Below are 22,503 nucleotides of genomic sequence, written 5' to 3' on the forward strand. Positions count from 1 at the left end.
AATTGAGACTCTAAATTTGTTTGCCTCACTACCTAAGTAGCTTGGCTGTTAGAACTCAATCTGTACGAGTGCCCACACAGATGATTGCTTTATATTGTTAAAGAACGTTGCGATTAAAGCGTTTAACTTTATCTCGCTAGGGCTGCACATACTACGCTTTCCTATTTTTTTGTCAACACTTAATTTTGTTAAACTTAAAAGTTTTCGAAACTAAGTTTTACTCGACTAACTAAGTAACTCGTGCCTCGCTAAGCGTTGCCGTCCCCCGTCTCAGTGGGGTCGCATTATAGGGCGAATCGATTTTAACGCAAGCGTTTTTAAAGGCTTTTTTGCATTTAATTTTTACCCCAAAGATACCCCACCTAGACACACACGTTACCCACAAAACCCTGTGGATAACTCATTTTTTTACGCTGTTTACTAAACTATTTACTGTGCTTGTGGTAAGTTGCGCCCGATATTTACAACTCGTTCACTAGGTAACGCACATGACAGATATAATAAATAGTATAAGTGGTCTCTTATGGGGTCATATTTTAGTGTACTTATTAATAGCAGCAGGGCTATTTTTTACAATACGTCTTGGTTTTATCCAATTTGTACAGTTTCCACATATGATTAAAGTCATGTTTCAAAGTCGTCAAGGCTCTGACGGCGGCATTTCTTCTTTCCAAGCATTTTGTACATCTTTAGCAGCCCGTGTTGGTACTGGTAATATGGCAGGTGTTGCCGTTGCACTTTATTTAGGTGGCGCAGGTGCTATTTTTTGGATGTGGTTAATTGCTTTAATTGGTATGGCTACTAGCTTTGCTGAAAGTACATTGGCACAAGCTTATAAAACACGAGATGAAGAAGGTAACTTCCGTGGTGGTCCGGCCTATTATATGGAGTACGGACTTGGTAAGCGTTGGATGGGTGTTGTCTTTTCATTATGCTTAATTTTAGCCTTTGGTTTAGTTTTTAACGCAGTACAGTCAAATTCTATTGCTGCGGCTTTTGAAGTCGCCTTTGGTATCCCTAACTATATAGTAGGTATCGCTCTTGTTATTGGGTCAGGTATTATTATATTTGGCGGTCTAAAAACCATTTCTCGATTTGCTGAATTAGCCGTTCCATTTATGGCTGCTGCTTACCTTGTGGTTGCACTTTATATATGTGCTGTAAATTACACTGAGTTACCTAATGTATTTATGCATGTGATCAGAAGTGCTTTTGGTATTGAGCAAGCGGGTGCGGGGGCAATTGGTTATGGTGTAATGCAAGCGATGATCCAAGGGATCAAGCGCGGCTTGTTCTCAAACGAAGCCGGTATGGGTAGTGCTGCGAATGCTGCAGCAACTGCAACACCAAACCCACCTCACCCTGCTTCACAGGGGTATGTACAAATGCTGGGTGTATTTGTAGATACTATTATTATTTGTACTGCAACTGCTGCTCTTATTTTATTATCAGAGCAATTAGTGCCAGGCTCAGATGTAACGGGTATAGCGCTTACACAAGCAGCCCTTGAAGAACATGTAGGCAGCTGGGGTGCCATATTTGTAGCAGTCGCTATTTTGTTTTTTGCATTTACATCTATTGTGGCTAACTACTCGTATGCTGAAACGAACTTATTATTCTTAGAGCATAACCACGCATCTGGCATGTTGATCTTCAGGTTATTAGTGTTAGGTATGGTAATGTTTGGTGCATTGGGCGAATTACCACTAGTGTGGACATTAGCTGATGTATCTATGGGCTTAATGGCAATAGTGAACGTAATCGCATTATTTATGCTCTCAGGTGTTGTGGTGTGGCTTGCTAAAGATTATAACGCTCAGCGACGCGCCGGAAAGTTACCGACGTTTGATCCAAGTAAGAACGACAAACTCAATAAAACTATTCCAAAAGGTATTTGGCATAAATAATTAGTTTTTATACTTCAAGTTAAAAACCCGAAACGGCCATTGTCATTTCGGGTTTTTTATTGATTTAACTTTAATCTAAAAGTTACTGATAACAGTAGTCACTTATAAATTACTAGTGTGAAGATAGACGTTATTAAAGCCGCCCAACCTACCTATAAGCTCACCTTATCCAAACATTATAAGCATCCTACAAGTAAATTTAATAACCTATGTAGTAGGTCTCAATGCTTATAACGACATCCCCGCTTAGGTTTATATACATTACTGCATAACCATAATAACTAACACTGCGCTTATTATACCAATCCGCAATAATACTCAATCATTTTGCGGGGCTAAACGTGTCGCTATCTGTGTTGAAAAATTCTCATTTAGAACAACTAAATAGCGATTTTTTTGCCTAGCTATCAACCCGTTTTTCCTGCCTCAAAATAGACCGCTTAATTAAGCGAATTGGTATTAAAGAGTCTAGTTTATGATTTAGCTAACGACCTACACTACACCTTGATTAACTTGTATAAAAGTCTGAAGTGTTCAATGACAGTCTATTGGTGAGCCAAGAGTATGTATCAGACCTTGCAACAAACCATTATTGCTAACAACAGGGGGTAGTAAATTAGTGTGCTTCAAGGGACTTAGTAATAAAGATATGATTATTTAATTAGATTTTACGGAAAGAATATAAAGTGGTGCCCGAGGCCGGACTTGAACCGGCACGACTTGTTAGTCGAGGGATTTTAAATCCCTTGTGTCTACCAATTCCACCACTCGGGCATCGAGTTTGCTATTTAAAGCAAGTGGATAAAACTAATATGGAGCGGCACACGAGGCTCGAACTCGTGACCTCGACCTTGGCAAGGTCGCGCTCTACCAACTGAGCTAGTGCCGCATCATATTAATTCTAAATAAGATTTTTTATAAGTTACATATTGGTGTATGTAACCAAACCACAACGTGGTGCCCGAGGCCGGACTTGAACCGGCACGACTTGTTAGTCGAGGGATTTTAAATCCCTTGTGTCTACCAATTCCACCACTCGGGCATCGAGTTTGCTAATTAAAGCGTGTGGAGTGTTGATTGGAGGCGGAACCCGGAGTCGAACCGGGGTAAACGGATTTGCAATCCGGTGCATGGCCACTCTGCCATTCCGCCTCAATACTAGGTTAGCTTTAAGATAAACTGGAGCGGCACACGAGGCTCGAACTCGTGACCTCGACCTTGGCAAGGTCGCGCTCTACCAACTGAGCTAGTGCCGCTTTGTTTATCTAGGGGGCTATGCCCTCTCAACACGGACGCATTCTACAGAGATTATTAAACGCGTCAACACAAAAAATGCTACTTTTGAACTGTTTGATTATTTTTTATCTAAAATGGTGCGTTATTAGACGTTTACAATCAATTTTTGGTCAATTCTGCCCATGCTGCAACTAAATATTGCACCATAGAACTGAGCGTTAAAAACGTCGCTATATAAAGTAAGCCATAGCTTAAATACATCATCCAGGTATCGTACTGCCAAATTAGGCCAATAATGGCTAACATTTGCGCTGCGGTTTTTAACTTACCCATATCGGATACAGCTACATTGCCGCGTTTGCCTTGCTCAGCCATCCATTCTCGTAGCGCCGATATAACAATTTCACGGCTTATAATAATAAGTGCAGGAATAGTCATATACAAAGATTGATAATGCTCTGATAAAGCAACCAAGGCAGCGCACACCATTACTTTATCAGCAACAGGGTCTAAAAACGCACCAAAAGGCGTTGATTGTTCAAGCTTACGCGCTAAATAGCCATCGAGTATGTCTGTGATTGAAGCAAGCCAAAAAATAAAGGCAGCAACAAAGAATGCCCATGAATAAGGCATATAAAATATCACCAAAAAAATGGGGATAAGAAAGAGTCTAAACGTTGTGAGTGTGTTTGGAATATTCCACATAACTACTTGGATATGTCTTTTTTTCTATATTCGCACATAGGGCTAGCCCTTGTCATGCAAATGGTTAAATATCTTCTCAGCCATGTCAGGACTGATCCCAGGAACTTTCTTTAGCTGTTCTATATTAGCAGCTTTTACGCCTTGCATGCCCCCTAAATATTTTAATAATGTTTGTCGACGCTTTGAGCCAACGCCATCTATTTCTTCTAATAGCGACTGAGTTCGCTGTTTTTGACGCTTATTTCGATGTCCTGCAATAGCAAAGCGATGCGACTCATCGCGAATATGCTGAATTAAATGCAGTGCGGGTGCATCAGAATCCATAGGAATAGTTTTACGCCCACCGTCAATAAGTAAAGTTTCAAGGCCTGGTTTACGGCTAGTGCCTTTTGCAACCCCAACTAATAGTGGCATTTTTGCATGCGGCCAGTTTTCAAAGTATTGTTCTGCCCTACCTAATTGGCCTTTACCACCATCGATAAAAATAACATCAGGAATTTTATCTTCATCCACTAACTTGTTATAACGTTTGTTTAGTGCAAATTCCATAGCGGCGTAATCATCGCCACCGGTTATGCCCGTGACGTTGTAACGACGATATTCTTTATTGTTAGGCCCTTGAGAATCAAAGACAACACAACTGGCCACGGTGTTTTCGCCCATGGTGTGGCTGATATCAAAACATTCCATGCGATTAATGTCGTCAAGACGCAAGGTAGCCTTTAATTGAGCATAACGCTTGTTTATAGAGTCTTGAGTGCTTTGCTTAACCGTAATACTATTTAATGCGTTTTTATTCGCTAACTGTAAGTACTGTGCTCGCTCACCACGAGTAACCACTTTAAGCGATACTTTACGTTCACTAATTTGAGTTAGTGCTTCGCTGAGCGCATCACTTTCTTCTATTTCAAATGGTAAGATGATTTCTTTGGCAATGCGCCCTGTTGCTCCCGGCGCTAAGTAATATTGGCCTAAGAAAGAGGTTAAGATTTCCTGCTCCTGTGAGTCTTTAGGCACCTTTGGAAAATAAGTTTTACTACCCAGCACTTTATGATCGCGGATCATTAATAGATGAATCCCATTTAAGCCATTTAAATGGGCAAAACCTACAACATCCATTTCAGCAAAATTACCTGAGATAGACTGCTGTTCCTGCATTTTACGCAATAGCATAATTTGGTCGCGAACTTTAGCTGCGAGTTCAAAATTAAGCTGCTCACTGGCTTTTTCCATTTTAGCGATAAGATCGGCTATTACTTCATGGGATTTACCGGTTAAAAATTTACGGACATAATCCACTTGCTGCGCGTATTCATCTTCAGAGACTTTATTAACACACGGCGCAGAGCAACGTTTTAATTGGTATTGCAAGCATGGCCGACTACGCGCACGGTAGTAGGCGTCTTCACATTGACGTACCGGAAATATTTTTTGCATTAAGCGCAAACTTTCTGATACGGCTCCAGCGCTTGGAAACGGGCCAAAATATTCGCCTTTTACTTTTCTGCTACCACGATGAAAGGCTAAGCGAGGGTGCTTATGATTCGTGAGTAATATGTACGGGTACGATTTATCATCACGTAACAGAATATTATAACGTGGCTGATATTTCTTAATGAGGTTATTTTCAAGCAGAAGCGCTTCTGTTTCTGTATTAGTAAGTGTGACTTCAATATTACAAATATTACTCACTAAAACACGGGTTTTGCTGTCGGTAATGTTGCTGCGAAAGTAACTGCTCACCCGCTTTTTTAAACTTTTAGCTTTACCGACATAAATAACTTGGTTGTCATTATCGAGCATGCGATAAACGCCAGGCTCACTCGATAATGTTTTTAAAAACTGGGCATGATCAAATTCAGACATATATATCGACTAGTAAGAGATATCTATATCAATCATTTTGTAACGTATGGCTAAATGAGTAAGCTCGACATCGCCCCCTACGTTAAGCTTTTCAAACATACGATAGCGATAACTGTTTACTGTTTTAGAGCTTAAATTTAAGCGCTCAGCAATATCCTGTGCTTTTTCACCTTTGGTGATCATCAGCATAATTTGCAGTTCACGCTCAGACAAACTTTGAAATGGGTTTTCATCAGTTCGCCCAGTAACCTGCGCAAGCGCAATTTGCTGTGCTATTTCTGGCGCAATATAACGTTGCCCTGCATGCACGCAACGTATAGCACGCACCATTTCATCAGATCCTGCCCCCTTGGTTAAAAAACCATGAGCACCAATTTGCATAACCTTGCTCGGAAATGGGTCTTCACAATTAACTGTAAGCACAATAATTTTTACATCGGGACAATAACGGCAAATCTTTTTAGTTGCCTCAAGCCCGCCCATACCAGGCATGTTCATATCCATTAATACTATATTTGGCGCATGTTGACGACAAAACTGCACAGCCTCTTCGCCTGTTTTAGCTTCACCTATTACTTTAAAACCACGTATGTCATCAAGAATACGTCTGATCCCTGTGCGCACAAGTTCATGGTCATCAACTAAAAGTACGTTAATCAATGGAACACCCTCACTAGCCTAATAAGATGCAAGTTAACAAAATTAATTTTCAACATTAGCATAGATACGACGAAACCATAACTAATATTATGCTTTCGCCGTCGGTCGCTATGACCCAGTATTGTCAAAGCGTATTTACCTATCGTAGGTAAATACACCATAGTGATTTAAGCTGAGGCTTTTTCACTAAAACGGTCTACCCACAAAGCAATGATACCGTCGCCAGTTACATTACACGCAGTGCCGAAGCTATCTTGTGCAAGGTACAGCGCAATCATTAGTGCCACTGCACCTTCGTTGAAACCAAGCATACTAGTTAGTAAACCTAACGCCGACATTACCGCGCCACCTGGGGCACCTGGTGCAGCAATCATAACCACACCTAGCATCATAATGAATGGCAGCATAGCCATTAGTGAAGGTACTTCCATGCTAGGCGATAAAAACATCACAGCCATAGCACAGGTAACTATTGTAATTGTTGAACCTGATAGATGAATAGTGGCACATAATGGGACTGTAAAGTTAGCTACATCTTCTTTAACGTTATTTGCTTTACTTGATTGCAAAGAGACTGGAATGGTTGCCGCGCTCGACATGGTTCCTAATGCAGTAAAGTACGCAGGTAGCATGTTTTTAATTAGCTCAATAGGATTACGCTTAAGTAATAGGCCCGATACAATATAAAGCACACTCAACCATAACCAATGCATCACTAATGCGGCAATGAGTACTACACCAAAGGCCTGTAATGTATCAACAACGGTACCTGCCACGGTCATTTCAGCAAACACACCCGCAATGTAAAAAGGTAATGCTGGGATAATTACTTTAGCAAGTAAACCATCTATAATATCGCGCCCTTGATCAGACACCGTTTTTAATGTGTCTAAACCTAGCTGGCTCATACCAATACCAAATACAAATGCTGTGACTAAAGCAGTCATTACACCCATTAATGGTGGAATTTCTAAGTCAATAAAGCTACCTACCTCGGTGACGGCTTCAGCTTCAAATGAAATTCCACCGCTTAAGAACGGAATAATCGCTGTGACTAATAAAAACGCTAAGGTACCGGCAATAATTGTTGAGCCGTAAGCAAAACCAACCGTTTTTCCCAGTAAATGCCCTGACCCTTTAGGAAGCCCGGCAATCCCAGAGGCAATAAAAAACAAAATAATCAGTGGAATTGTAAAACTAATAAGCTGGCCAATAAGCTCTTTTACTGTGTATAAAAGCTCAACGCCAGTTAAGGGAATATAGAGTCCGACTAAAATACCGGCCACAATACCGGCAATTAATTTTAAGATTAACTTCATGGTGATTACTTTATTGAATTTAGATAATGTGTTTTTATCATGTTTTGAATAGTTTGTGTCAATAAACTGTTCAACCGCAGTTCATTTGCACAATTAACCAACAAAATATAAGTATGTAGTGTTGATTTGTTTAAATAACGACTTCATAAACAAAAAATACAGTACAAAGTTAAAAACGAACAAATGGCTTCAAGTTCACCTTTTTAATAACTAAAAAAATAACAGGTTAAGTTTTTAGTTCAATCCGTTATAAGCGGAATTAATATATGTTATAGCCAAAGCTTACTTTAACTTTTTTTATCTCACAGTAAAGTAGGCTTATAAAGTTAACAGACTAACTGTTAATGTGTTGATCAGATTGTACCTAAAGGAACATTATGTCTACTATTTTTGAAGATAACTCACTAAGCATCGGTAACACACCGTTGGTAAAACTTAACCGTGTTACAGGTGGGAATGTATACGCTAAAGTTGAGTCGCGTAACCCAAGCTTTAGTATTAAATGCCGCATTGGTGCATCGATGATTTGGGAAGCTGAAAAATCAGGTCAACTTACCAAAGATAAAGAGCTTATAGAGCCAACATCAGGTAACACGGGCATTGCACTGGCATTCGTAGCAGCCTCACGCGGCTACAAATTAACGCTTACAATGCCAAACACCATGAGCTTAGAACGTCGTAAGCTATTAAAAGCACTCGGTGCTAATCTTGTACTAACAGACGGTGCTAAAGGTATGAACGGTGCTATTGCTAAGGCCAAAGAAATTCAAGCATCAGCCCCTGAAAAGTTTATTTTATTACAACAATTTGAAAACCCTGCAAACCCTAAAATTCACTTTGAAACAACTGGCCCAGAAATCTTTGATGCACTTGATGGCAAAATCGATTTCTTTGTTGCAGGCGTTGGTACTGGTGGAACTATCACAGGTGTAAGCCGTTATCTTAAAAAAGAAAAAGGCTTAAATGTAAAATCAATCGCTGTAGAGCCAAGCCACTCTCCGGTAATTAGCCAAACACTTGCTGGTGAAGAAGTAAAACCTGGGCCACATAAGATTCAAGGTATTGGTGCAGGCTTTATTCCTGGGAATTTAGACCTATCAATAATTGATGGTGTAGAGCAAGTCTCTAATGAAGAATGTATAGCAATGTGTCACGAGCTAATGAAAAAAGAAGGGATTTTAGTTGGTATTTCATCAGGTGCAGCTGTGGTTGCAGCGAAACGTATTGCTGAACGTCCTGAAAATGCAGATAAAAATATTGTGGTTATTTTGCCAAGTGCAACAGAGCGTTACTTATCAAGCCCGATGTTTGACGAAGAGTTTAGCGAACAAGAGCTTGTGCAATAATCAAGCGTTCTGATTAAACAAGGATGTTTTTTAACATCCTTTTTTAATAAGTTACTATCTATTTAGTTCACTCCTCTTTACATCTTCTCCATTCCATCACACACTTTATGTATAAGTAATCAACCTGACCAAATATGAAAACAATTTTAACCATTTTTGTGCTCATTTTTAGTATTTTGATCGTTGGCTGTAATGAAAATACTAAACCTAAAGAGCAGTACATTGACAATGATCGTCCAGGCGACACTGCTACTGTGTATTTTGATGCGCTTTATAACCAGCATAACTTGCAAAAAGCCAGCGATTTCGCAACGCCTAAATTAGCCCGCATAATGAAATCGTATGGGACGGCCAAACAGTTTGCGCGTAGTCTTATTAATTTACAGTACGATGAAGTTGTGATTGAAATTGATATGTCAAATTCAAGCCTGCGAGAACAGTATGGCAATCAAGCTAAAATAAACATCGTGTTTACCGGTTATTTTAATGGTAAAAAAATCGATGATTTCCGCAGCATTGAAATGCTTAAAATAAAAGGTAAGTGGTACGTAGATAAAATCATCGCCGATCCTTACGGGCGCTGATCAGTCATTCAGAGCCTTAGTAAAGATAACCGTATATTCGAGCTTAAAAAATACACAACATAAAAAAAGCCTTAAATCATAAATTTAAGGCTTTTTTTATTATCTTCTTTATTATTATAACTCAGCGTTAGATGTCTTCTGGATTAAAGTTATCAACCGCAATAGCCTGCATTCTTAGCTTATTAGCATGATGCATTGCCTCACCATCAACCTTCGTTACGAGCTCGTGTTCAAGTGCGTAATCAATCGCTTGTTCAATATCATAGGTGGCAGGCACCTTGCCTTTTCGTTGCCACTGTTTCAACTGCTTAAATTGATTGTGCATATCGTGCATTGCTAAGAAAGCATTTTCCATAACACCCGTTCCGGCATTTTCATCCACATAACACAAATGGGTAAGTCTATTTCTAAATACCCCTGGTTGAGTCATGTGCTCGCAAATACGCTGGGCAATAGCATCACTTGGTTTGTGATAATGGTTACCTAATGGAAAAACAATACGCTTAAGTGCAAAGTTAATCACTGGATTAGAAAAGTTTTTAAAGAAGCCATCAAATGCTTGGCCTATTGCATATAACGATGTCTCTATAGCATATTTTACAAAAGGCAAATCAGCTTGTTGACGCCCTTCATCTTCAAAACGCTTTAATACCGTTGATGCAATATATAAATGACTTAACACATCGCCTAAACGTGCCGATATCATTTCTTTACGTTTAAGTTCACCACCTAACATCAACATTGCAACATCCGTTGTAAACGCCAATCCTCGGCTCATTCTACCTAATTGTTTATAATAGACGGCCGTCTCTCCACACACAGGCGCTTTGGCAAAGTAGCTGCGAGTCAAACCATGCACCAAGGCCATACTTGCATTACTCAGTGCAAATACAATGTGCTTCATTAACAAGCCATCAAATTGCTCAAGTGCAGCATCATCGTCATCCATTGCTGCAACTTCCATTTCTTTTAACACAAAAGGATGACAACGGGTTGCACCTTGGCCAAATATCATAAGGTTACGGGTAAGAATATTGGCGCCCTCTACGGTAATAGAGACAGGAATACCCATATAACCGTGTGCTAAATAGTTATTAGGCCCAACCTGAATCCCTTTACCTGCATGAATGTCCATTGCATCATTCATTACCGTTCGACCCATTTCGGTCATGTGGTACTTTGCAATAGCAGTCACTACTGACGGGCTAAGTTTTAAATCAATTGCACCTGCGGTCATTAATCGGCATGATTCCAATGCATAAGTTAACCCGCCAATACGTGCCAACCCTTCTTGTACGCCTTCAAATTGCCCAATTGACACGCCAAACTGTTGGCGTACAACCGTATAAGCCGAAGTCATCTTAGCTGCCAAGTGCCCTGTTGCAGTGCTTAATGCCGGTAATGAAATACCACGCCCTGCGCTTAAACACTCTACTAGCATGCGCCAACCGCGCCCTGCCCCTTGCTGGCCACCTATAATCCAATCAAGCGGAATAAATACATCCTTACCGTACGTTGTGCCATTCATAAACGCCATGTTAAGTGGGTAATGACGCTCGCCTGTTTTAACACCTGGGTGATCAGTTGGAATAAGTGCACACGTTATTCCGAGCTCTTTTTCATCGCCTAACAATCCATCTGGATCGTACATTTTAAATGCAAGACCTAACACAGTCGCCACAGGCGCAAGGGTAATGTAACGTTTTGACCAATTTAAACGCAGTCCCAACACTTCCTTACCATCATGCTCGCCTTTGCACACCACGCCTGAATCTGGGATACTGCCAGCATCAGAGCCAGCCTCTGGGCCCGTTAATGCAAAACAAGGTACATCGTCACCTTTTGCAAGGCTAGGTAACCAACGATTTTGTTGCTCAGTTGTTCCGTAATGCAGTAATAACTCACCAGGACCTAAGCTATTTGGCACCATGACCGTTACGGCGGCCGTTAAGCTTTTAGTCGCAATTTTTGACACTATGGTGGAATTAGCAATAGCAGAGAATTCAAGACCCCCAAATTTTTCTGGGATGATCATTGCAAAAAAACCTTCGGTTTTTAAAAAGTCCCAAACCTCTTTAGGTAAATCTTTGTCTTTTTGTACAATTTTATAGTCATCAAGCATGGCTAATAAAGTTTCAACTTGATTATCTATAAATGCAGTTTCTTTTTCACTTAACTTAGGGCGCGGATAATTATGTAATTTTTGCCAGTCAGGCTCACCACTAAATAACTCGCCATCCCACCAAACATCGCCTGCTTCCATGGCTTCTCGCTCTGTTTGCGATAATGGCGGCAACACCTTTTTAAACATCTTAAAAGTAGGTCGAGTAATTAAATTAAGGCGGATATCTTTAATCGCAAACACCACGACCACCACAACCAGTAATATAATAAATACTGACATGAGCACATTCCTTTTACAGTTATAAAAACATTGATTTAATTATGACCGATCTTAATTTAAATACAATGGGCTGTCAGACGAGTGCCACTAAATGATGAAGTTATTCTATTGCGATTAAAATATAACGATGAGTAAAGTCACTAATTTATTACACACAGCAAAAAGCCCACAAAATGTGGGCTTTTTACTACTTAACTGGTTTTAATTATTTAATTAAAACTGAAAACGCATGTTAGCAAAGTAAGCATCGTTATCTGAGTCATCTGCGTTGTTGCCGTAACCCACTTTTAAACCAATGTTTTTATTGATGAAGTGTTGAGCACCAAAGCTGTAGTTGTCTTCTTTATCGTAAGCTGCAAATACAGAAGTCGCTTTAGAGAAGTAGTAGTTTGTTTCTACGTTCCATTGATCATCTGCTTCGTCAAGGCTTACAAATGTACCTTCTACTGTTAAGTAGTTACCTTGTTGTAAATCAACAAAGTATTTAGCAGCTACTGAACGAGAATCAAAATCATCATCTGATTCTACAGTGATACCTACGTAATCTGTATCGTTTAGCATGTGGTTGTATGCTAAAGAAAAGAATGTAACGTTATCACCATCTTTTTGATCAACAAATCTTACTTTTGCAAGTAAGTCAGGGTTGAAGAAGTAACCAGCAGAAAGTGTGTATGACTCGTTGTTAGAGTTGTAATCAGCATTTTGGTAAGACGCACCAACAACAAAATCTTCAACGAAGTATTCACCACCAATAGCAGTCACATCGCCAAAATCGTCATCAGCGTAGCCACCAAATACGTTGCTTTGCTTGTTAATGTATTCGAATTGGTCGTATGGACCTAGTGTGCTCTTTGGAGAGAAGTAGTAAGTAGAGTCCACGCTGATAGTATCGTTGTTATCAGTATCTGTGTAGCCTAAGTTACTGATTGATTGATAGCTATCTGCAGCGTGTGCAGCACTTGATAATAAAAGACCTGAAATAATAATTGCTAACTTTTTCATAATGAAACATCCCTATGTACATTGTTTTTGTACTTTAACTACATTGCTAAAGTGGGGGTATGCTAACGCCGCGAAACTGAACGAAAACTGAATCAAGCAATTGTATTTGTTAGGGAATTTGTAAGAAAGTGTTAGAGTAATTTATGTTAAAGTAATCGCAACAAGCTGTAAACAATTACTTTAATTTTACACCGATTTTTGTTTGTTTCTATAATGAATACTGGCTGATTATCCTATAAACATCATTTATGTTATCACCTGCTTTAAAGTCCTTGCTAATAGGCGTTGGATCTGAACCTACCCATATTTTTAACTCGGCGTCTAAATCAAAGTGCCCCGCACTCTCTTTACTGAATTTAGTAATTTTAGAATAGGCAATACTGATCATTTCCATTTTAGACCCTGTCACGCCTTGCTTATCGATTAAAATAAGTCGCTTATTAGTAAAGATAAACATATCACGGACAACTTTATACGCTTTTTCAACTTGCTCACCTTCAATAAGGGTATTTGCCAACACTTTCTCTAAATCAGCGTCATCCACTTCACTGGCATTACCCATTAAACCACTAAATAGTCCCATTATAGTTTCTCCTGTTTAAATATTTGATTTTCTAATGTATGGCCATTTACTAACTGCCGATACTGCCAATTATGTTGGCGACAAAATTGCAATAGTGCTATATCGAGCGGATCACTGGTTGGTTGATACTCAATCACGTACTCTTTGTGCTGGCTCATATAAACACGACTCACCCCCTCAAGTGCTTGGAGTTGTTGCTCCACATTTTGATACACGTCGCTAAGCATTAAGGTGTAAAAGTGCTTATCGGTGTTCACTGCTTTAGTTTGGTGCTCGCTTAATACGCCTTTATCCAAATGGAGTACTTGGGAACACAGTCGTTCTAATTCAGTTAAATCATGTGAACTTAAAATAAACGTCGCTTGGTCACTTAACTGAGATACCAACTCGCGCACTTCTCTGGCATGAATAGGATCAAGCCCTGCCGTGGCTTCATCTAACATTACAATTTGTGGTGAGCCAATTAATGCTTGCGCTATGGTTACACGCTTGCGCATACCGTGGGATAAATCCCCAGCGCGGTTTTTTGCAATTTCGCTAAGGCCCACTAAATCAAGCACACGAAGTGCCTCTACGTGGCTTTGCTTAGTACTCATGCCTTGTAGCTTGGCATAAAAACTAAGTTGTTTATCTATATTAAAACGCGGATCAAGCTGGGCATCTTGCGGTAATGCACTCACTTTATTAAATAAAGCAGCGCTGCCTGGTTTATGGCCGAGTATTTCAAGCTCTCCCATGCTAGGGGCTATATAGCCGCACAGCAAACTAAATAAAGTAGTTTTTCCTGCGCCATTAGGGCCAACAAGCGCAACGGGAGCACCTTTTTGAATCTCAAAATTCACATTATTAAGAGCCAGTTTTGAGCCGTACGATTTACTTAAATTACGCCCTGTGATTAATGATTTCATAGTGAGCTCCTTGCAAAAACACGTTGCGCAACCACAAGTAGCACCGCTGTTTGCACAAGCGGAATAGCCAATGCACTCAATAGCGGTAAGTTCTGTCCCGCTAATAACTCTATTTGCACACCAGGGAATAAATAATCAAGCACACTTAATGCGGGTATTTGCCACTCCAGCAATCCAACAATAATGCCACCGGCTGTAAAATATAAAATGGCTAACACAATAGATAAGCGAGATGAGCTCGCAAAAGTATTAATCAAACTCATTAACGCAACAAACGGCGCAAAAGTAACAATGAGAATTAAAAATATTGAAACTGCACGGCCAACGCCACCAGCAAGTAAGCTCGGATCGCGAAACCCGAGCACCGCCAATGTCGCTACCAATGTAATGCCAACTAAACAGGTTAGTACCGCTAACTGCCCTAAAAATCGACCAAAGAGTATTTCAAAGCGGGTTGAGCGCAGTGATAAAAACCTTAAAGTCCCCCTCTCTCTGTCACCCACAGTTTGATCACTACAAATAAATAAGCTAAAAACAGGAAAACTATACAAAGCAATTAGCCAATACATAGCAAATTCGGCTTCAGGCCAATCAAGTAACTTATTTAATCCAATAGAGCCGGAAATATCACGGGCTATTTGTTCAAAATCGGGGGAGCTGATAATGCCCACTGCCTGCCCTATGGGGTAACGTAAAATAACAAGCCACACTAGCGCGAAAGCCGCCAGTGCAATAAGTCCTCGTTTAGTTAAAAACATACGTACAAGCTCAAAACCCGCAATTTGAGTTAAGCGCCCTACGTTTATTGGTAATGGTGTTGCCATTGACTATCCTTAATGACGTTGTTCATGCTTTAAAATAAGCGTTATTTAACAACACTAAGTGTAAACACGTTGAATTGCTAGCAAAAAAAAGCCTACTCAGAGGTAGGCTTTGTAACAAATAATGTAATTTAAACAATTAGTAATTATAAATGTTGCTCATAAATAGCTAATGCTTGCTGTAAGTCGGCAATTAAATCTTCAGCATCTTCTAAGCCAATGTGCAAACGAATAACAGGTCCATGCTCCCATCCTGTTTGCGAGCGCAGCCCTTTCATTGATAGGTTTGCCGTTACTAAGCTCTCAAAGCCTCCCCAAGAAAAGCCCATTTTAAAATGCTGCAAGCTATCTAAAAAAGCATCAATGGCCTTTTGGTTACCGGTTTTCATTACAAACGAAAACAAACCATTACTACCGTCAAAATCGCGTTTGAAAAATTCATGCCCAGGACACGTTTCAAATGCTGGGTGACGAATATGATCAACTAACTCGTGCTGCTCTAACCATTTAGCAACCTCAATAGCCGCTTTTTCATGCTGATTTAATCGCACCGCCATGGTACGCAAACCTCGTAGTGCTAAATACGCATCATCTGCACTGGTGCATTGCCCGAGTAAATAAGAGTGTTCACGAAGTGTTGGCCAATATTTTTTATTCGCTACAGCTACGCCCATCATCACATCTGAATGACCTACAATATATTTGGTTGCCGCTTGAATACTAATATCAACACCATGTTCAAGTGGGCGATAGTGCAAACCATTACCATAAGTGTTATCAAGCACCGTCATCACATTATGATCATTTGCCACTTGCACCATAGCGGGAACATCTTGAATTTCCATGGTAATTGAACCCGGAGATTCTAAAAACAACACTTTGGTATTGTCTTGAATGTACTCTTTTATATCTGCGCCAATCATGGGCGGATAGTAGGTTGTAGAAATGCCCAGCCCCGCTAAAATCTTGTCGCAAAAATCACGGGTTGGCTCGTAAACAGTATCCACTATTAAAATATGATCACCGGACTTTAAAAACGATAACAATGTTTGGCTTATCGCCGCAGCGCCACATGGGTATAAGGCACAGCCTTCACCCCCTTCGAGTTCAGTAATTGCCTCTTGCAGGGCAAAATGCGTAGTGGTGCCACGACGGCCATAAAATAACGTTTTATCACCGCGTGTTTTAGCCGCTTCTTTAAGCTCACTCACAGAATCAAACACAATCGTTGAAGCGCGCTGTACCACAGGATTGACTACGCCATGGGTGTACGCTTTTTTGCGCCCTGATGAGACTAACTGAGTATTTTTATTTTTGCTCGACATGATTCATCCTTCTATCTGAGTACGCCAATATTCAATTAAATAACGCGAAATTGAATCAGCTCTAGGTAGCTTTAAATGCTCCCCTTGATGGTGCCAATCTTTAAATTGCGCAAGTTCTTCGCGAGAAAACCACTTTGCATCTTCAAGTTCATCTTGCTCTGTGCTTATTTCATCACTGCTTGCTGTGGCAATAAAACCTAGCATAATTGACGAAGGAAACGGCCAAGGTTGCGAAGCAATATATTCAGCTTTTTCCACAGTAATACCCGCCTCTTCTTTTACTTCTCGGATCACGGTTTGTTCAAGGGTTTCACCAGGGTCAACAAAGCCTGCAAGCGATGAATACAATCCTTTTGGCCAAGTTGCTTGGCGACCCAATAAGCAGCGTTCAATCCCATCAGAAAATGTTCTAGTTACTACCATAATAACCGCAGGATCGGTACGCGGAAAAGTCTGGTGCAAACACGCGGGATTGTCGCATAATCGAGAGTGACCCGCTTCAACTAAGTGATTTTTGGTACCACAACGGCCACAAAAACTATGAGTGGCATGCCAGTAACACAACCCACGGGCAAGCGCTGCATTTGAGCCATCTTCAAGCGCCACCTGTGTACCAAACTGGCGAATATCTGCAAACTGCGCGCCATCAATAATCGTTGCTAATAACGACTCTTCGAGTTCAGTTACGTCTAGCGCAAATACGGCATTATCCTGTTTATTTGATCCTAAAAGAATAGCCTGCGTTAAATCTAAATGCGCCACTTGTTGGTAAGCTAAATACACCACCTCAGGGCTACTGTTAGCAAATAAGGTGTGATTGCCTTTAACTAAAAGCCATAAGCTGTCTGCTGTTTTTTTTGCGTCTACCCAAGTAGGGTCTTTGCGCGCATTTGAGCCTCTGTCTAATGGCATATTACTGTAGTTAAGCATGTAATTCCTTGATACTAATTGATTCTTAAAATTACCATAATCATCCACTAAACCCAATTTATTACCGCCATAAAAAAAGCCTAAATTAGGCTTAATTAATCTATGCACCCGCTGTATTAAAAATACTCATGTTGAAGGTGGGCATTCTGCTCAAAATTACACCGAACCAACGCAGCGCTTATACTTTTTAAAGTAGTAACTGATTGTCAATTAAATGAAATTGCTCAGCACTTTGCTTAAGTACCTCTGCGGTTAATTTATCAGCACCGTATACATCACACGGAACATTGTATTGATTTTTTAAGTGCCCAAGTAATAACGCAAAGTCACCGTCACCCGAGAGTAAAATAACCTTATCAAGCTGCTTTCCCTGCTCTAGCATATCTATGGTTATACCTACATCCCAATCGCCTTTGGCACTGCCGTCACGGCGTTGAATAAAGGGTTTTAGTTTTACTTCAAAGCCAATAGCGCGCAAAATATTTTGAAACTGATTTTGCTTTTCATCACCTCGGTATATTGCATAAGCAAACGCACATTCAATATCGTATTGTTGCTCTATCATTCGCCAAAAGGCATTGTAATCAAAGTTTTTACCGTAGCTTTCGCGACAGGTGTAATAAATATTTTGTACATCGACAAAAATACCTACACGAGGTTTACTGCTTTGTTGTGAGGTCATTATTATGTCCTAATGAGTAATACTTGCAATTGCGTGTTAAGTAACCTAAATTAGTTACCAAACCCAATGTAACCAAATACGGTTACATTTTAAGATGTAACCAAAATTAGTTACATATAAATAATCTATCTGGATTTATATGATTGGTGTGATCAGCGGCGATATAATTAAATCGCAAAAAATACCTAAACAACAATACGATGCCATGCTTTATCAGCTAGAGCAAAGTTTGCGTGCAAATTGTAATAAAACAACATCTTGGGATATTTACCGTGGGGATGCATTTCAGCTGCAAGTAGAAAAAAGTGAACGGTTAGTTACCACCGCTATTCTTATCTATCTACAGCTCAAATCTGCCGGCTATGAATTGCGCCAAAGCATGGCATTGGGACACATAGATAACCCTGGTACGAGTATAAAAACTGCTACAGGCTCTGCATTTACTCTCTCTGGTCATGAGCTAGATAAAATGACAAACCAACGTTTTACATTTGCTATTGCAAAACAACCAGTTGATGAGAGTTTTAAGCTAAACCTAGCGTTTGTCGATGTATTACTGTGTAAAATAACCCAAAAACAAGCAAATGCTTTGTATGTATATTTAACCCATACTAATAACAACCATGCAGCCTTAGCTAATGAGCTCAACACCAGCCGAGAAAACGTTACTAAGCTGCTTAATCTTGCTAACTATCAGCTGATAGAACGATTTATTTTACATGCACAACAACAGCTTAAAAGCATACAGCAAGGACATGACTAATGGAATTTTCACTATTACTCGTTGCACTGATTATTGGCCACTTACTCGCTGATTTTTATTGGCAACCCATGAGCTGGGTAAACGACAGAAACACCCGTCATTTTAAAGCAAAAAAACTTTACTACCATGTATTGGTTCACGGAGTTACCAGCGCTGTCGTTGTTGCACTTTGGGAATATAGCTTTGGCTGGCAACAACTAAGCAGCGTATTACTGGCCACCGCTATTATTATGATCAGTCACTACTTTATTGATATTGCTAAATCGTATTCAAATAAAGGCGTAGTGCCTTTTTTATTAGACCAAATTGCACATATCATTGTCATAATTGCGATAAGTATTTGGCTCACTGATAATCAGCAATTTACTAACAATTTTATGGCGTTATTGTTCAACGAAAAAGTGCTGTGGGTTGTAACTGGTTACCTTATTATTTTAAGTCCCAGTGCGGTATTTATAAGAATGATGTTAGAGCGTTTAACTAATCACTTTTCTAGTGATGGTAGCCTCCCTTTAGCAGGACAAAGTATTGGTATGCTCGAACGAGTACTTATGCTGACATTTATTTTATTAGATCAGTTTGCTGGGCTTGGGTTTTTAATTGCCGCCAAATCCGTGTTTAGATTTGGCGACTTAAGTGCCAGCAAAGATAAACAACTCACGGAATATGTGATGCTAGGCACGTTACTGAGTGTTAGCGTTACGCTGTTTGTTGGCCTAGGCATTAATTACTTACTGATAAATTAAAAACAAAAAAAGCGCTAACCTTAAAGCTAGCGCTTTTTTTGCAGCTGCGTTTAACTAAACGCAGTGACAATTAGTCGTTATTTGCTGGACGACGACGGCGCTGACCAGTGCCCCCTACCGATTGACGCTTTGCCCAAGGGTTTTGTGCATTCTCGTCTGTTTTTGCTGCTGGCTTTTTAGAGCCACCACGACGTGGGCCTGTACCATTGCCACCATTGTTAGGCTTTTTGCTATTAGGTTTGCTGCTATCAGATTTAGGCTTATTAAATGGTTGTTTTTTCTTTGGCTTTTTAGCAGGCAGTGGGCGAGCATCGAGGGCGCGCTCAGCAACAGGGTTAGCCGGTTCAAAGCCTTCTTCTTCAGCACGAGGAATTAACTCGCCAATAAAGCGTTCAATACCGTATAAATCCACTGCATCGTCGACCGTTACAAACGAAATGGCATGCCCTGATGCACCCGCACGACCAGTTCGGCCAATACGGTGAACATAATCTTCATATACATTAGGTAAGTCGTAGTTAACTACGTGTGGAAGCTCAACAATATCTAAACCACGGGCAACAATATCGGTTGCCACTAATACGCGCACTTCACCACTTTTAAAGCCTTCCAATGCTTTAACACGTGCGCCCTGAGATTTATTACCATGGATTGCTGCGCCAACAATATCATCGCGTTCCAGTTGCTTAACTAAACGGTTAGCACCGTGTTTAGTACGGCTAAATACCAGTACTTGTTGCCAATTGTTGCTACGAATTAAATGGCTTAATAAGGCCGTTTTACGCGCTTTATCGACAGCGTACACGCATTGAGTCACGCTTTTAGCAGTCGTGTTTTTGGCAGCGACTGAAATTTCAACCGGATCGTTAATTAACCCTTTGGCCAATGCACGAATGTCGTCAGAAAAGGTTGCTGAGAACATTAAGTTTTGACGTTTTTCAGGCATTTTTGCAATTAAGCGTTTAATGTCGTGGATAAAGCCCATGTCTAACATACGGTCGGCTTCATCTAAAACCAGTACTTCAACGCTATCAAATTTAACCGCGTTTTGATTGTGTAAATCAATTAAACGCCCAGGTGTGGCCACTAAAATATCAACCCCTTTACGCAGGCGCTGCATTTGTGGGTTAATTTTTACACCACCGTAAACCACAAACGAACTCACATCAGAATGCTTAGCGTATTCTTCAACGTTTTCGCTTACTTGCAACGCAAGCTCTCGGGTTGGCGTTAAAATAAGCGCACGTACATGATTACTTTTTGCTTTAGTGCCCGACGATAAACGCTCAATTAGTGGCAAAGTAAAACCAGCGGTTTTACCGGTACCTGTTTGTGCTGCGGCCATTACATCGCGACGCGCAATAATTGCTGGGATAGCTTGAGCCTGAATAGGCGTTGGCGTTTCATAGCCCTTTTCTAAAACCGCATTAACTAAAGACTGTGATAAACCTAAACCATCAAAACTCATATAAACTCTCTATTTCAAATTAGGCCAAAGTGGCCAGTTGCGCGCATTATACCTTTAGTAGCTCAGAATGCATGCCATTATTTACTTTGTGTCAAATCAATACACACAAATACTAAAAAAGCGGCTAAACAGCCGCTTTTTATTTACCTGAGCATTACATATGCTAAAGGATTATTTTACACCTAGCTCACGTAAACGCTCTTGTAAGTAGCTATCTGCTGTGTAGCGTTCAGATAACACCACATCTGGACGAGGATGCAAAAACAAAGGTAATGAAATACGTGATTTGGTTGTTGCTTTACCTGATGGATTAATTACACGGTGAATCGTTGATGGGAAGTAGCCACCTGATGCTTCTTGTAGCATGTCACCAATATTAATAATTAAACTACCAAAATCACATGGCACATCTAACCAACCACCATCGGTTTTTTGAACTTGTAAACCCGGCTCGTTTGATGCTGGTAATACAGTTAATAAGTTAATATCACCGTGCGCCGCCGCGCGAATAGCGCCTGGTTCTTCATCACCTGTCATTGGCGGGTAATGTAAAATACGCAACAACGTTTGCTCAGACTGGGCAATCATATCTTTTAAATCGATAGAGAACTTAGCACGGACTTCTTCAGGCGCTTCAGCCTGAACCCAGCTTAATAATGTTGCCGCAAATTCATTAGCTAAACGGTAGTACTCACGCACATCAGCTTCTAATTGAGCAGGAACACGGCCTTTAGGATAAACATGAAAGTACTCTTTAATGTCTTTTACTGTATGGCCTTTAGCAACTTCTGATACCGACGGTGGAAAATAGCCATCTTGCGTTTCTTTTGAAAATAAAAACTCATGCTTCTGCTCTGAGTTAAAAAAGTCTTGCCAATTTTTATAAATAGACTCAACTAAAGATTGCGGAATAGGATGGTTTTTTAATACGCCAAAACCAGTATTTCTCAACGATTCAACAAATTGCGCAGCCGCATCGTCCGCTTTATAATCAACTGTAGGTAATTGCATGGTACATTCCAGTAAGTAGGTTGTTAGAAGCCATTTACCAATTCGCTTGAGTAAAGATCCATTAAATTAACTAAATATTACATGCTAACTACGCAAAAAAATTATATCTAGTTGTTCTAGATAAGGTTTTTTAAACGCCGATAAACAACGACTTAATACATTAAATTAATCACAGGTTTATGCAAACTGGTATTACATTCAAATATAGCTTAACTACTTAATTCAAGTAATAAAGGC

At 40.1% G+C, this 22,503-nt stretch carries 19 protein-coding genes and 5 tRNA genes; 5 read left to right on the top strand and 19 right to left on the bottom strand.

The genetic code is table 11. The features are described from left to right. Positions 1-488: 488 nt before the first annotated feature. A complete protein-coding gene (locus BM380_RS08250; RefSeq protein ID WP_090493939.1) occupies positions 489-1,907 on the top strand; it encodes an alanine/glycine:cation symporter family protein in 1,419 nt (472 codons plus the stop codon). A gap of 687 nt (positions 1,908-2,594) precedes the next feature. On the opposite strand, the gene BM380_RS08255 is transcribed toward BM380_RS08250, so the two are convergent. The 9 genes from BM380_RS08255 to BM380_RS08295 form a co-directional block, all read right to left on the bottom strand. Next, a tRNA-Leu gene (locus BM380_RS08255) sits at positions 2,595-2,681 on the bottom strand. 39 nt (positions 2,682-2,720) lie between these two features. After that, positions 2,721-2,796: transfer RNA gene (locus tag BM380_RS08260), tRNA-Gly, on the bottom strand. A 66-nt stretch (positions 2,797-2,862) separates the two neighbouring features. Next, positions 2,863-2,949, bottom strand: a tRNA-Leu gene (locus tag BM380_RS08265). Between the two features lie 36 nt (positions 2,950-2,985). Next, positions 2,986-3,059 (bottom strand) — tRNA-Cys (locus BM380_RS08270). Positions 3,060-3,087: 28 nt separating this feature from the next. After that, positions 3,088-3,163: transfer RNA gene (locus tag BM380_RS08275), tRNA-Gly, on the bottom strand. Positions 3,164-3,302: 139 nt separating this feature from the next. Continuing rightward, a complete protein-coding gene (gene pgsA / locus BM380_RS08280; RefSeq protein WP_013464594.1) occupies positions 3,303-3,848 on the bottom strand; it encodes a CDP-diacylglycerol--glycerol-3-phosphate 3-phosphatidyltransferase in 546 nt (181 codons plus the stop codon). Positions 3,849-3,890: 42 nt separating this feature from the next. After that, positions 3,891-5,714 (bottom strand): excinuclease ABC subunit UvrC, encoded by a 1,824-nt coding sequence (gene uvrC / locus BM380_RS08285; RefSeq protein WP_013464593.1) that lies wholly within the window; start codon positions 5,712-5,714, stop codon positions 3,891-3,893. Positions 5,715-5,723: 9 nt separating this feature from the next. Next, complete coding sequence (gene uvrY, locus BM380_RS08290; protein ID WP_016899482.1) at positions 5,724-6,374, bottom strand: UvrY/SirA/GacA family response regulator transcription factor; 651 nt, start codon at positions 6,372-6,374, stop codon at positions 5,724-5,726. A 167-nt stretch (positions 6,375-6,541) separates the two neighbouring features. Continuing rightward, complete coding sequence (locus BM380_RS08295) at positions 6,542-7,693, bottom strand: dicarboxylate/amino acid:cation symporter (protein WP_016899481.1); 1,152 nt, start codon at positions 7,691-7,693, stop codon at positions 6,542-6,544. A gap of 377 nt (positions 7,694-8,070) precedes the next feature. On the opposite strand from BM380_RS08295, the gene cysK reads away from it, so the two are divergent. Next, complete coding sequence (gene cysK / locus BM380_RS08300) at positions 8,071-9,039, top strand: cysteine synthase A (RefSeq protein WP_028835324.1); 969 nt, start codon at positions 8,071-8,073, stop codon at positions 9,037-9,039. Between the two features lie 134 nt (positions 9,040-9,173). Continuing rightward, positions 9,174-9,623 carry a hypothetical protein gene (locus BM380_RS08305; RefSeq protein WP_013464590.1) on the top strand — a complete coding sequence of 150 codons (450 nt, stop codon included), beginning with the start codon at positions 9,174-9,176 and terminating at the stop codon, positions 9,621-9,623. Positions 9,624-9,750: 127 nt separating this feature from the next. Here the strand turns inward: BM380_RS08305 and BM380_RS08310 are convergent, their stop codons facing one another. From BM380_RS08310 to BM380_RS08345, 8 genes are all read right to left on the bottom strand, one after another. Further along, the gene (locus BM380_RS08310; RefSeq protein ID WP_064664059.1) at positions 9,751-12,027 is read right to left on the bottom strand and encodes an acyl-CoA dehydrogenase; all 2,277 of its coding nucleotides are present in this window, start codon (positions 12,025-12,027) and stop codon (positions 9,751-9,753) included. Positions 12,028-12,240: 213 nt separating this feature from the next. Beyond that, positions 12,241-13,029, bottom strand: a complete 789-nt coding sequence (locus BM380_RS08315) for a putative porin (RefSeq protein WP_013464588.1) — start codon at positions 13,027-13,029, stop codon at positions 12,241-12,243. A gap of 208 nt (positions 13,030-13,237) precedes the next feature. Beyond that, positions 13,238-13,612, bottom strand: coding sequence for a PH domain-containing protein (locus BM380_RS08320; protein ID WP_013464587.1), 375 nt, complete (start codon positions 13,610-13,612; stop codon positions 13,238-13,240). Further along, on the bottom strand, positions 13,612-14,520 hold the full coding sequence (locus tag BM380_RS08325) for an ABC transporter ATP-binding protein (RefSeq protein ID WP_013464586.1): 909 nt from the start codon (positions 14,518-14,520) through the stop codon (positions 13,612-13,614). The genes BM380_RS08320 and BM380_RS08325 overlap by 1 nt, the downstream gene beginning before the upstream one ends. After that, positions 14,517-15,344, bottom strand: coding sequence for an ABC transporter permease (locus BM380_RS08330; RefSeq protein WP_024601640.1), 828 nt, complete (start codon positions 15,342-15,344; stop codon positions 14,517-14,519). Before BM380_RS08330 ends, BM380_RS08325 begins: the two co-directional genes overlap by 4 nt. Before the next feature lie 143 nt (positions 15,345-15,487). After that, on the bottom strand, positions 15,488-16,666 hold the full coding sequence (locus BM380_RS08335; RefSeq protein ID WP_090493941.1) for a cystathionine beta-lyase: 1,179 nt from the start codon (positions 16,664-16,666) through the stop codon (positions 15,488-15,490). Between the two features lie 3 nt (positions 16,667-16,669). Further along, complete coding sequence (nudC, locus tag BM380_RS08340) at positions 16,670-17,596, bottom strand: NAD(+) diphosphatase (RefSeq protein ID WP_090494236.1); 927 nt, start codon at positions 17,594-17,596, stop codon at positions 16,670-16,672. Between the two features lie 187 nt (positions 17,597-17,783). Next, entirely contained in the window at positions 17,784-18,278 is a 495-nt protein-coding gene (locus BM380_RS08345; RefSeq protein ID WP_033103902.1) for a LabA-like NYN domain-containing protein, read from the bottom strand. 139 nt (positions 18,279-18,417) lie between these two features. Here BM380_RS08345 and BM380_RS08350 point away from each other — a divergent pair, with 139 nt between their 5' ends. Together BM380_RS08350 and BM380_RS08355 are read left to right on the top strand one after the other, a co-directional pair. Then, positions 18,418-19,041 carry a hypothetical protein gene (locus BM380_RS08350; protein WP_013464581.1) on the top strand — a complete coding sequence of 208 codons (624 nt, stop codon included), beginning with the start codon at positions 18,418-18,420 and terminating at the stop codon, positions 19,039-19,041. Then, on the top strand, positions 19,041-19,787 hold the full coding sequence (locus BM380_RS08355) for a DUF3307 domain-containing protein (RefSeq protein WP_090493943.1): 747 nt from the start codon (positions 19,041-19,043) through the stop codon (positions 19,785-19,787). Before BM380_RS08350 ends, BM380_RS08355 begins: the two co-directional genes overlap by 1 nt. A 70-nt stretch (positions 19,788-19,857) precedes the next feature. Here the strand turns inward: BM380_RS08355 and BM380_RS08360 are convergent, their stop codons facing one another. Both BM380_RS08360 and BM380_RS08365 read right to left on the bottom strand, forming a co-directional pair. After that, positions 19,858-21,255, bottom strand: a complete 1,398-nt coding sequence (locus tag BM380_RS08360) for a DEAD/DEAH box helicase (RefSeq protein ID WP_028835331.1) — start codon at positions 21,253-21,255, stop codon at positions 19,858-19,860. Between the two features lie 171 nt (positions 21,256-21,426). Then, complete coding sequence (locus tag BM380_RS08365; protein ID WP_013464577.1) at positions 21,427-22,266, bottom strand: isopenicillin N synthase family dioxygenase; 840 nt, start codon at positions 22,264-22,266, stop codon at positions 21,427-21,429. Between the last annotated feature and the right edge of the window lie 237 nt (positions 22,267-22,503).

The sequence above is a fragment of the Pseudoalteromonas sp. DSM 26666 genome, assembly GCF_900116475.1.
GTDB classification, from domain to species: domain Bacteria; phylum Pseudomonadota; class Gammaproteobacteria; order Enterobacterales; family Alteromonadaceae; genus Pseudoalteromonas; species Pseudoalteromonas tetraodonis.